General features: G+C 70.2%; 7 protein-coding genes. 2 read left to right on the top strand and 5 right to left on the bottom strand.

All coding sequences use genetic code 11. The features are described from left to right. Positions 1 to 139 precede the first annotated feature (139 nt). Positions 140 to 3,247, top strand: a complete 3,108-nt coding sequence (locus tag ACSU6L_RS27325) for an efflux RND transporter permease subunit (protein ID WP_437060964.1) — start codon at positions 140 to 142, stop codon at positions 3,245 to 3,247. Between the two features lie 77 nt (positions 3,248 to 3,324). Here ACSU6L_RS27325 and ACSU6L_RS27330 read toward each other — a convergent pair whose 3' ends face one another. Together ACSU6L_RS27330 and ACSU6L_RS27335 are read right to left on the bottom strand one after the other, a co-directional pair. After that, positions 3,325 to 3,522 carry a DUF397 domain-containing protein gene (locus tag ACSU6L_RS27330; RefSeq protein WP_437060966.1) on the bottom strand — a complete coding sequence of 66 codons (198 nt, stop codon included), beginning with the start codon at positions 3,520 to 3,522 and terminating at the stop codon, positions 3,325 to 3,327. Further along, entirely contained in the window at positions 3,501 to 4,346 is an 846-nt protein-coding gene (locus tag ACSU6L_RS27335; protein ID WP_437060968.1) for a helix-turn-helix domain-containing protein, read from the bottom strand. Before ACSU6L_RS27335 ends, ACSU6L_RS27330 begins: the two co-directional genes overlap by 22 nt. A gap of 134 nt (positions 4,347 to 4,480) precedes the next feature. Here ACSU6L_RS27335 and ACSU6L_RS27340 point away from each other — a divergent pair, with 134 nt between their 5' ends. Then, the gene (locus ACSU6L_RS27340; protein ID WP_437060970.1) at positions 4,481 to 4,771 is read left to right on the top strand and encodes a hypothetical protein; all 291 of its coding nucleotides are present in this window, start codon (positions 4,481 to 4,483) and stop codon (positions 4,769 to 4,771) included. Positions 4,772 to 4,780: 9 nt separating this feature from the next. Here ACSU6L_RS27340 and ACSU6L_RS27345 read toward each other — a convergent pair whose 3' ends face one another. Genes ACSU6L_RS27345 through ACSU6L_RS27355 form a run of 3 tightly spaced genes read right to left on the bottom strand, consistent with a single transcriptional unit; the run spans position 4,781 to position 11,926 of the window. Next, positions 4,781 to 5,458 carry a CHAT domain-containing protein gene (locus ACSU6L_RS27345; RefSeq protein ID WP_437060972.1) on the bottom strand — a complete coding sequence of 226 codons (678 nt, stop codon included), beginning with the start codon at positions 5,456 to 5,458 and terminating at the stop codon, positions 4,781 to 4,783. Between the two features lie 5 nt (positions 5,459 to 5,463). Continuing rightward, a complete protein-coding gene (locus ACSU6L_RS27350) occupies positions 5,464 to 10,506 on the bottom strand; it encodes a tetratricopeptide repeat protein (RefSeq protein ID WP_437060974.1) in 5,043 nt (1,680 codons plus the stop codon). Further along, positions 10,499 to 11,926, bottom strand: a complete 1,428-nt coding sequence (locus ACSU6L_RS27355) for an esterase/lipase family protein (RefSeq protein WP_437060976.1) — start codon at positions 11,924 to 11,926, stop codon at positions 10,499 to 10,501. The genes ACSU6L_RS27350 and ACSU6L_RS27355 overlap by 8 nt, the downstream gene beginning before the upstream one ends. Between the last annotated feature and the right edge of the window lie 136 nt (positions 11,927 to 12,062).

Genomic DNA, 12,062 nt, shown 5'->3' on the forward strand with positions numbered 1-12,062 from the left:
CTCCACCCGCAGTATGCGCCGCATAAGGAAATGGACCTGGGACCGACGGCCGGGGCCTTCGCCATGGACCAGGGTGGTGGGGTGGGCGCCGTCACGCGCCCACCGCTCCGCTCAGGCCACGGAAGAGAGACGCTGACCCATGTCCTGGCTGTCAAGATTCAGCCTCGCGCAACGGGCCCTGATAGGGCTGATGTCGATCATCGCGCTCGCCTTCGGGGCGATTGCGATCCCCCAGCTCAAGCAGCAGCTGCTGCCCACCATCGAACTGCCCATGGTGTCGGTGATCGCGCCGTACCAGGGCGCGTCCCCGGACGTGGTCGAGAAGCAGGTCGTCGAACCGATCGAGAACAACCTCGAGGCGGTCGACGGCATCACCGGCGTCACCGCCACCGCCAGCGAGGGCAACGCCGTGATCATGGCGTCCTTCGACTACGGCAACGACACCGACCAGCTCGTCGCCAACGTCCAGCAGGCCGTCAACCGGGCCCGCGTCCAGCTCCCGGACGACGTCGACCCGCAGGTCGTCGCCGGGTCCACCGACGACATCCCGACCGTCGTCCTCGCCGTCACCTCCGACCGCGACCAGCAGGCCCTCGCCGACCAGCTCGACCGGACCGTCGTGCCCGCGCTGAAGGACATCGACGGCGTCGGCCAGGTCACCGTGGACGGCGTACGCGACCTCCAGGTCACCGTCACACCCGACGACGCGAAGCTGGCCAGGGCGGGCCTGACCGCCCAGTCCCTCGCCCAGGCGCTCCAGGCGGGCGGCGCCACCGTCCCGGCCGGCTCCTTCGACGAGGACGGCGCCAACCGCACCGTGCAGGTCGGCGGCGGCTTCACCTCGCTGAAGCAGATCGAGGACCTGAGGGTCACCGGCGAGGGCGTCGAGCGGCCGGTCCGCCTCGGTTCCGTGGCCGAGGTGAAGCAGGAGGCGGCCCGCGCCGACTCCCTCACCCGCACCAACGGCGAGCCCAGCCTCGCCGTGATGGTCACCATGGACCGCGACGGCAGCGCGGTCGCCATCTCCGACGCCGTCCGGGACAAGCTCCCCGGCATGCGCGCCGACCTCGGCTCCGGCGCCGAGGTCACGGTCGTCAGCGACCAGGGCCCGGCGGTCTCGAAGTCCATCGACGGCCTGACCACGGAGGGCGCCCTGGGCCTCCTCTTCGCGGTCCTGGTGATCCTCGTCTTCCTGGCGTCGGTCCGCTCCACCCTCGTGACCGCGGTGTCGATCCCGCTGTCCGTGGTCCTGGCCCTGATCGTCCTGTGGACCCGTGACCTCTCGCTCAACGTCCTGACCCTCGGCGCGCTGACCATCGCCATCGGCCGCGTGGTCGACGACTCGATCGTCGTCCTGGAGAACATCAAGCGGCACCTCGGCTACGGCGAGGAGCGCCAGGAGGCGATCCTCAAGGCGGTCCGCGAAGTGGCCGGCGCGGTCACCTCCTCCACCCTCACCACCGTCGCCGTGTTCCTGCCGATCGGCCTGGTCGGCGGCATGGTGGGCGAACTGTTCGGCTCCTTCTCGCTGACCGTGACGGCGGCCCTGCTGGCGTCCCTCCTGGTCTCCCTGACGGTCGTCCCGGTCCTCTCCTACTGGTTCCTGCGCGCCCCCAAGGGCACCCCGGAGGACGCCGACGAGGCCCGCCGCCTCGCCGAGGAGAAGGAGGCCAGGAGCCGGCTCCAGCGCTTCTACGTCCCGGTCCTGCGCTTCGCGACGCGCCGCCGCCTGACCAGTGTGGCCATCGCCGTCGTCGTCCTGATCGGCACGTTCGGCATGGCCCCGCTGCTGAAGACCAACTTCTTCGACCAGGGCGAGCAGGAAGTCCTCACCGTCAAGCAGGAGCTGAAGCCCGGCACCAGCCTCGCGGCGACCGACGCCCAGGCCAAGAAGATCGAGAAGCTGCTCGACGGCGTCGACGGCGTCAAGGACTACCAGGTCACTGTCGGCTCCTCCGGCTTCATGGCGGCCTTCGGCGGTGGCACCGACACCAACCAGGCGTCGTACTCGGTGATGCTGGAGGAGTCGGCGTCGTTTGAGAAGGTCGAGAAGGCCATCGACGAGGGCCTGAAGAAGCTCGACGGCATCGGTACGACGACGATCGCCGCCGGTGACGGCTTCGCCAACCAGGACCTCAGCGTCGTGGTGAAGGCGGCCGACGCGAAGGTGCTGCGCGAGGCCTCCGAGGAGGTCCGCGAGGCGGTCGCCGACCTGGACGACGTCACCGACGTCACCAGCGACCTCTCGCAGAGCGTCCCCCGGATCTCGGTCAAGGCCAACGAGAAGGCGGCCGCGGCCGGCTTCGACGACCAGACCCTCGGCGCGGCCGTCGCCCAGGCGGTCCGCGGCACCACCGCCGCCAAGGCCACCCTGGACGACACCGAGCGCGACATCGTCATCCGCTCGGCGCAGCCCGCCGAGACGATGGCCCAGCTCGAGAAGCTCCGCCTGGGCCCGGTCAAGCTCGGCACCATCGCGGACGTCGAGCTGGTCGACGGCCCCGTCTCCATGACCCGCATCGACGGCCAGCGCGCGGCGACCATCACCGCCAAGCCGACCGGCGACAACACGGGCGCGGTCAGCGCCGACCTCCAGACGAAGCTCAACTCCCTGGACCTCCCGGCGGGCGCCACCGCCGAGATCGGCGGCGTCTCCGAGGACCAGGACGAGGCGTTCGCCAACCTGGGCCTGGCGATGCTGGCGGCGATCGCGATCGTCTTCATGCTGCTGGTCGCGACGTTCCGCTCGCTGGCCCAGCCGCTGATCCTGCTGGTCTCGATCCCCTTCGCCGCGACAGGGGCGATCGGTTTGCTGGTGGCCACCGGTACTCCGATGGGCGTCCCGGCGATGATCGGCATGCTGATGCTGATCGGCATCGTGGTCACCAACGCGATCGTGCTGATCGACCTGATCAACCAGTACCGGGCGCAGGGCTACGGTGTGGTGGAGGCGGTCATCGAGGGTGGCCGCCACCGTCTGCGGCCGATCCTCATGACGGCCCTGGCGACCATCTTCGCCCTGCTGCCCATGGCCCTCGGCATCACCGGCGAGGGCGGCTTCATCGCCCAGCCGCTGGCCGTGGTCGTGATCGGCGGCCTGGTCACCTCCACGCTGCTGACCCTGCTCCTCGTCCCGACCCTCTACGCGATGCTGGAACTCCGCAAGGAGCGGCGTGCGAAGAAGCGGGCGGCCAAGCGGGCGGCGAAGCAGAAGTCCGAGGAGGTGCTGGAGCCGGCGGGGGTGTGACGCGTGAGTGTCGCCTGACGGTGTGAGAACGGCCGGGTCCCGTGGGTACGGGGCCCGGCCGCTTTCGTTTACGCCGGTTACGCCTTCAGGGAGTTGACGAACGCGTCCCAGGCGGCTGCTGGGACGACGAGTGCCGGGCCGTTGGGCGTCTTGCTGTCGCGTACGGGGACGACGCCGGGGAAGTCCTCGGTGATCTCGACGCAATCGCCCCCGTTGGTGTTGCTGTAGCTGCTCCGACGCCACCGGGCAGAGTTCAGCTCGGGGGTGTGCTGCATGGCTTGTAGTCCTCCATCGCGTCTCGGATCAGCTCCGCCGAGGCCGCCGGTGGGAGGGCGTTGGCGCGCAGCACCTCGTACTGCCGCCGCCACTTCTTCACCGAGTCCCGGTCCTCGTAGAGGTGACCGACCTGGATGCCCTCTTCGTAGGCCATGACGGAACCCTTGGGAAGGGTCAGCAGGGTCAGGGCGCCGCCCATCAGTGAATGAGGACCCGCACTGAAAGGCAGAACCTGGACCTTGCTGTCGGGAGTATCCACCTGTTCGAGTAGCAAGGCCAGTTGGTTGTACCAGCACTCTTTGCTGCCGACCCGGCGTCGGAGGACGGACTCTTCGATGATCGCCCAACGCAGAGGCGCTTGCTCCGACCTCAGCCGAGCCTGCCGGGACAGGCGGGCGTTGACGCGCTCCTCAATCTGCTCCCTGGGCAGGTCCTCCTGGCAGCTGAGCAGCGCGCGGGCGTACTCCTTGGTCTGCAACAGCCCTGGAATGGCCTGCGCTACGTAGTTCTCGACGACCTCCGCCTGCGCCTCGAAGTCCATGAACCGCCGGTACTGATCCGGGTGCGCCTCGCGCTTGGCCAGCTCGTACAGCCCGTGGAAGTGCTTGTCGGTGCCGAACGCGGCGTCCAGCCGGTCGGGCAGGTCCGGGGGCGGCATCAGCTCGGCCGTCTCGATCCGGGCGAGGGTGCTCTTGCTGGAGTTCACGATGCCCGCGAGCTGTACGAGCGACAGTTGGGCGGATTCGCGGTGGCGGCGTTGCTCGGCGCCGAAGTAGTGGCGGGCGGAGAGGTATGGGGTCAGGGTCTGCGGCTTGAAGGTCATGGCTGCGTCCCTTTCTGAGGTCTGGGATACGGCGTGTCTGTTGCGGCTGGTGCCACAGCGCGACGATGGGGGCACAAACGGTAACCATTTGCATTCGCGCCCGTCGGGGAAACGGGCAGAAAGGAGCGGAGAACATGTTGCGTGACGGAACGGGTGCGCCCCTGCGGTTGCTGCCCTGGACCACGCCCGACGGACGCCCGTGCTACCTCAGCTCGGACGGTGACGGCAGCAAACTGTCCCGCATGGCCGACGAGGTGGAGAGCGAACTGCTGGCGTCGGCGGCATACGTCCTCACCGCGGCGAAGTCGCTCCTCGACGATCCGACGGTGGGGAAGGGCGAGTTGCGCTTCACCGGAATCCGCCTCGCGGAATCCCTCGGGGACGCGCTGCGGATCGCGGCGAGCCGGGGCGGGCGGCTGAACTGAGCCGAGAGGTCACGGGAGACGGGGTTTGCGCAGGCGCGCGATGGTCTCGTGATCCCGGAGGGTGAGCGGTGCCCGCTGAGGCACTTGGCGTACTTCCGGGCCGATGAGGAAGTGCGCCTCGGGGATGTGCCCGACGCCGCTGTGCATGGTCGGCGGGCTCGTGCAGCCGGCGAGCCGCAGCATCATGCAGGCGGCTGAGTGCGCCCTTGCGACGGACTCGCCGGCGGAGAGGTTGCGGTGGAGGACCCGTGCGTAATTCCGGGCGTGGATCTCGGCGGCCTCGGCCTGCCAGCCGATGGCGGCGGGGACCGTGTCGCTGAGCGTCTTGGCCAGGTCTCCCGTCCAGCAGGCGTTCAGGACGAGGAGGTGAAGCCCGCTCGCGCCGGCGGCGGCGATACAGCGGCGCAGACCGTCGAGGGCTGCCGGGGCCTCGCCGCCGTCGTCGGTGACGAACCGGGGGCCGTCGTCGGGCGTGCCCCGCCCGGCGAAGTGCAGTACGTCGGGGGTGCCGTCGGCCAGGTACTGGGCCAGATCCTCCCAGCGGGCCGCCGGGAGGGTGTCCAGCCGGATGGTGTGGCCGTAGCGGGAGTACGTGATGCTCTGCTGGACGTCGCGGTGCTCCTCCAGGACGTTGGGCGCGTTCGGGAGGTTGGGGGCGGCTGCCAGGACCAGGCAGATCACGTACACGGTGGTCAGGGGCGGGCTTGGGTGAGGGCCTGGATCAGGCGCATCCAGTGGGGGGTGTGGCGGGGGTCCGGGGAACCGGCGACGAGGGTCGCCAGTTCGGAGGTGAGGCGGTTGCGGGTCTCTGGGTCGGTCTCCACCGCCGCTTCGGACAGGGCATCGACGTCCAGCGCGTCCGGGGCGTCGGAGAGGAGGAGGGCGGCTTGCAGGTGGGTGACGGAGGAGGGCTGGTCGTCGAAGGCTGAATGCTCGATGGCGGCGATGTGGGCCAGTGCCTGTGCGTCACGTTCGTTCAGGGCGCGGAGGACGTACTCCTGGAGCGCGCTTCGGTCCTGGACGCGGCGGAAGGCGGTGTCGATGTCCTCGGCGCGCGCGATGTGCAGGAGGGCGGCGTGTACCGCGACCGCAGGGGTGTAGGGCTCGACTTGCGCCAGTACTTCCTCGGCGGACTCGTCGAGGAGTAGTTCCGCGTTCTCCCGGAGGAAGCGTGCCGAGTCGTCCCAGTCCTCGCAGCGCAGCCAGTCCACGAGACGGTCGTGGATGATCAGCGGCTGGAAGACGGCATCGCTGCCCTCGGAGAGGATGTCTTCCCGCAGGGCCCGGTGCTGCGCGGCGACCGGCCACGCGAGCGCCAGCTCCGCCAGAGCGATCGAGGCTTCGTCGGAGGCGAGGGCATCGGCATGGTGCGACCAGAACGCCCGGCTGTCCGGCCAGGAAGGCGTGTTCACCCAGTCGATGACCAGTTGCAGAGTCTCTTCCGAGAGCGACAGCCAGTCCGGGAGGGGCGCGCTCGTCTCCTGCCGCCAAGCGCGCTCCAGCAGTTCGCGACCAGACCGGGACCCGTGGGCGTGGTCCCGAAGTGCCTGCCGAGCTCGCAGGGTGACCTCGCCGGGCTGCTCGGCCGACGTGTCAGTGACCATGCGGATGAGCCCGAGCAGACCTGCTGTCCGCGTCGGCTCGGGACATCGGAGCCGGAAGGCGTCTCGCTCGTACTCGATCGTGCGGGCGGCGGCCGGGTGAGCCTCGGACAGGCTGGCAGCCGCATCGGTGTACGCCTGAATGGCGGCTGGTTCGTTCCCGGTGTCGGCCAGGTGGTCGGCGAGGTTGTTGAGTGATCCGGCGAGGTCGGGGAGGTAGGCGGCGGGGTTGGTGTGGGCGAGTTGGGTGTAGTGGTGTACGGCTTCGTGGGCGGGTTCGAGGGCGCCTTGGCGGTCTCCGGTCTCGGCCAGGTGGTTGGCGAGGTTGTTGAGTGATGCGGCGAGGTCGGGGAGGTAGGCGGCGGGGTTGGTGCGGGTGAGTTGGGTGTAGTGGTGTACGGCTTCGTGGGCGGGTTCGAGGGCGCCTTGGCGGTCTCCGGTCTCGGCCAGGTGGTTGGCGAGGTTGTTGAGTGATCCGGCGAGGTCGGGGAGGTAGGCGGCGGGGTTGGTGCGGGTGAGTTGGGTGTAGTGGTGTACGGCTTCGTGGGCGGGTTCGAGGGCGCCTTGGCGGTCTCCGGTCTCGGCCAGGTGGTTGGCGAGGTTGTTGAGTGATCCGGCGAGGTTAGGGAGGTAGGCGGCGGGGTTGGTGCGGGCGAGTTCGCGGCGGATGCGTACGGCTTCGTGGGCGGGTTCGAGGGCGCCTTGGCGGTCTCCGGTCTCGGCCAGGCTGACGGCGAGGTTGTTGAGTGCCATGGCGAGGTCGGGGAGGTAGGCGGCGGGGTTGGTGCGGGCGAGTTCGCGGCGGATGCGTACGGCTTCGTGGGCGGGTTCGAGGGCGCCTTGGCGGTCTCCGGTGTCGGCCAGGTGGACGGCGAGGTTGTTGAGTGATCCGGCGAGGTTAGGGAGGTAGGCGGCGGGGTTGGTGCGGGCGAGTTCGCGGCGGATGCGTACGGCTTCGTGGGCGGGTTCGAGGGCGCCTTGGCGGTCTCCGGTCTCGGCCAGGCGGACGGCGAGGTTGTTGAGTGATGCGGCGAGGTCGGGGAGGTAGGCGGCGGGGTTGGTGCGGGTGAGTTCGCGGTGGATGCGTACGGCTTCGTGGGCGGGTTCGAGGGCGCCTTGGCGGTCTCCGGTCTCGGCCAGGTGGTTGGCGAGGTTGTTGAGTGATCCGGCGAGGTTAGGGAGGTAGGCGGCGGGGTTGGTGCGGGCGAGTTCGCGGCGGATGCGTACGGCTTCGTGGGCGGGTTCGAGGGCGCCTTGGCGGTCTCCGGTCTCGGCCAGGCTGACGGCGAGGTTGTTGAGTGCGATGGCGAGGTCGGGGAGGTAGGCGGCGGGGTTGGTGCGGGCGAGTTCGCGGCGGATGCGTACGGCTTCGTGGGCGGGTTCGAGGGCGCCTTGGCGGTCTCCGGTCTCGGTCAGGCTGACGGCGAGGTTGTTGAGTGCGATGGCGAGGTCGGGGAGGTAGGCGGCGGGGTTGGTGCGGGCGAGTTCGCGGCGGATGCGTACGGCTTCGTGGGCGGGTTCGAGGGCGCCTTGGCGGTCTCCGGTCTCGGTCAGGCGGACGGCGAGGTTGTTGAGTGATCCGGCGAGGTTAGGGAGGTAGGCGGCGGGGTTGGTGCGGGCGAGTTCGCGGCGGATGCGTACGGCTTCGTGGGCGGGTTCGAGGGCGCCTTGGCGGTCTCCGGTCTCGGCCAGGCTGACGGCGAGGTTGTTGAGTGCCATGGCGAGGTCGGGGAGGTAGGCGGCGGGGTTGGTGCGGGCGAGTTCGCGGCGGATGCGTACGGCTTCGTGGGCGGGTTCGAGGGCGCCTTGGCGGTCTCCGGTGTCGGCCAGGTGGTTGGCGAGGTTGTTGAGTGATCCGGCGAGGTCGGGGAGATGCACGGGGTCTGCGTCGGCCAATCCCTTGTAAAGGTCGGCCGCCTCGTGCGCCAACTCTGCGGCAGTGACGTGCTGGGCCGTTTCCGCCAGGCCCACCGACGCTTCCAGCAGAGCCTCCGCGAGAAAAGGCCGCGCGCTGTCCGGATCCCACACCACAAGCTCACGCAGCACATCGATGCCTGGCCCAGGATTGCTTGCCCACACCGCGTGACGCGCCAGCCACATGCCTACGTACGGATCGACCCGTTCCCAGTCACCGACCTCGGCCTGCCGCCGCAGGAGATCCACCAGCGCCCGCAACACCACCATCGCGGCGTCGGCATCCTCAGGGCCTCCGCGCTTCCGCAGGTGAGTGACGAACTCCCGGTGATACAACCGGTACACGGCCTGCGGGCCCGCGCTGTCCTCGACGATGTAGCGGCCGTACTCCGAGAGCGCCCAGTCCACGTCCCCCTCGTCGTATGAGACCCCCTCCCCGCCGAGCGCCGAGGCCACTGCCTCCCACACTCCGCCCGCCGGCATGCCGCGCCCGGCGGACCACGCGAGTGCCGTGAGGAGGTCTCGCGCCGCCGACGGTCGCTCGCCGCCACGCAGGTCTTCCTCGAACGCGGCCTCCACGGAGTCCGGCAGCCCGGCCAGCAGCTCCTCGGCGACGACGATCCCCTTCCGCAGCCGTGCGATGAGGAAGTCCGTCATCAGCCGTGCGAACAGGAAGCCCCCGTCTCGTGCCGTCGCGCGGTTCGCCAGGGCCTCGGCGACCGCGGTGCCGTCGACCCTGTCCGCCTCGCAACGACGCCGTACGTACTCCGCGATGTCGTCCCGAGTGCCCGGCTCGTTCTCCAGGTCGACCCTGTGGACGCTGTCACCGATGTGCTGGACCAGGGCGTCGTAGAGCGTCGTGTCGGGCTTCAGCAGGTTGCGGAAGGGCCGCTCCCGGGAGCCGACCAGCACCGGCAGCATCCGGCTCAGCGGGAAGACCAGTTCCTCGATGACGCTCTGGGTGTGTTCGGCCGGCACCTCGTCGAGGCCGTCCAGGACCACGACCGGCGGGGTCGGAAGATCTCGGAGTTCCGCTCTGAGAGCGTCCGCGTTCCTCGGCTCGTCCAGGCCGAGCTGAGCGGCGATGTCCGCCGCCACCTGCGTCGCGTCCAGACCCCGCATGTGCACGGCCGCGAAGCTCCGGGCGGACCGTTCACCGGGGTCCGGATCGCCGTCCCGGATCGCACCCTGCTCCTCGGCCTTCCTGCGCTGCGCGGGATCCGCGAGCGTCGCCACCCGCCCCAGCACCGCCGACTTGCCGCACCCTGCTGGTCCGGTGACGAGGAAGAGGCCGGGCGCCGCCGCCCGCATCCAGTCGACGATCTCGCCGAGCACGCGCTGCCGCCCGGTGAAGAACCAGCCCTCCTCCAGATGCCCCACCCCGCGTGCCGCGAGGACCAGGTGCTCGACCAGTACAGGGGGCGCGGCCGGATCGGACTTCGGGTTGGGGAACGCAGGGCGCTCGTCGCCGACCGCCACCCTCTCCGGCGTCTGCTTGTCCTCCGCCCAGTGGCTTCGGACCGCCGACATCAGGTCGGTACCGGTGACCAGCTCGTTGTGAGCGCTCCACGCGGTGCGGTAGTGGTCGGTGTGCGGGCCGGTGGCCAGAGCTCGCGCCACGGCTTCCATCAGAGGCCCGTAGCCTTCGCCGAGTTCACCAGGACGGCAACTCGCCATCACCCCCAGCCACTTCGACCGGCCCTGGGGCAGTGAAGTCTGCCGCAGATGAGCCAAGGCACGGTCGACACTCGGGGCGAGACCGGCCCCCGAATGGCAGGTGTCCACCACCAGCAGTGCCTGATCGGCGCCGGAGGCCATCGCCGCGTCGACGAGGTCCCGTGCGGAAACCCCGCGTTCCTGCAGCAGCATCGCGCGTTCGAACTGGTTGCCGGTCAGCTTCAGGTCGCCGAGCACCAGCCTCAGCTCCTGGCCGTCCAGCTCGCCGTGCCCCGACCAGAGGACCAGCGCCGGCCCGTTCCCGCCCTCCCGCTGCCAGAAGGTCCGCCACTCCTCCTTCTCTCTCCGGAAGGTCGCCAGATCCGGGTCCTCCTCCGCGCCGACGACCCGCACGGCGAACCCGAGCCCCCGCAACCTCTCCGCGATCCCCAGCATCTGCTCCCGCGCACCGGTCAGCCGACGCGACGCGGGCGCGCCCTCGTACGCCTCGCAGACGACGCACAGCGCGGTCGCCGCGTACGCCTCAGCCGACGGCTCACTCACAGCCCACCACCAGCACCAGCGCCGTCACCGTCCGCTCGGGCTGACTGCCGGCACCCACCTCCAGCCGGTGCACGCCCGGCGTGAGACCGGTCAGGGCGGTGACATAGCGCCCGCCGTCCAGATTCCGCAGCGGAATCACCCCGTAGTCCCCGTCCACCCGAACCCCCACGGCCAGCTCCGCATACCCGGGCACATCCCGCGCGGCCGTCACCGCCACCTCGCACGGCTCGCCCTCGGCCACCACGTCGGGCACCCGCACGCCCAGCGCCGTCGTCTCGTCGCCCGGCCCCCGGTGATAGGTCGGCTCGCCCGCCAGCCACCCCGACAACCCCTCCCGCACAGCCGGGTTGTTCTGCAAGGAACCGTGCTGCTCCCACGGCGTGTACGCGGGCCGTCCCGCCCCCACGTGCGCACTGGACAACCGAGGCACCCGGCCGTCGCCACCCTCGTCGGCGCCGCCGATGGTGAGCAGGGGAGTAAGTCGTCCCGCACCGTCCACGACCGCCGTAGTGGGCGTCGGTTGCAGTACGCCGCTCACCGGTGCGTACTCAACCCCGTACGCCGCCCCCGCCCGGGACTCCCGCAGATCCGAGTGGAACTTCTCGGCATCATCCAGCAACTCCGCGTCCAGCCCCGGCAGTCCGGTCACCTCACGCGCGTACCGCAGCCCCGTCTGACCGGGCACCCCGTCCAGGCAGGCGTAGTCGGGGCTCAGCTGGTGCAGCGACGGCAGGCTGCGCGCGAAGTCCGAGAGGTTCAGCGGTATCAGGCGGGCGAGGCCGCCCCGCAGCTCGCTCACGCGCAGTCCGTTGACCAGGTACAGCAGGGCGTCCAGCGAGCCCCGGTACGGTGTGCCCAGGGTGACCACCCGCCGGGTGATCTCCGCCCCGCCGCCCAGTTCGACGTACTGCCGGGCCACCAGCCCGCCCATGGAGTGGCAGACGAAGACCACCTTGGCGTCCGGGTGCCCGGCGTCCCGCCATCGGCCCAGCTCTTCCCTCACCCGCTCGCCCAGCCGCTCGGCGTTGTAACGGCAGGACAGCCGCCAGTCGTACGCGAAGGCAGTCAGATTGGCCGGGGTTCTCGGGTCGTCGCCGGGCTGTCGGCAGTCCAGGGTGAAGTGCCGTCGCAGCCAGCCGAGCAGGTCCGTGTATCCCTCGACCAGCGGGGAGAGGCCCGGCAGGCCGTGGACGTCTCGCATCACGCCCACCGGCCGTACACCGTCCCCGGGATGGCCGTCCAGCACCCCCCTCGGCAGGGCCAAGTCCTTCAGGGAGCCGCCCAGGGTTCTGATCCCCCGTAACAGCGCCTCGCCCGACGGCCCCCACACCTCCCTGCCGTCCGCGTCCGCCAGCCGACTGCCCATGATCCCCGGGACCACGATCACGAGATCGTCGACCTGGTTGCGCCGATACGCCATTCCGCCCCCGCGCGTGCACGTGCCGTGAGGAGACAAGGGTAGTGACGCGGGAGGGGGAAGAGACCCGGTACGGCCACAATCAACAGGCTGGGGCAACCCGGCCCACCACCCCCCTTACGTATCCTGTCGCTCGAAC

It is taken from the genome of Streptomyces sp. enrichment culture (genome assembly GCF_964272855.1).
Taxonomy (GTDB): Bacteria; Actinomycetota; Actinomycetes; order Streptomycetales; family Streptomycetaceae; genus Streptomyces.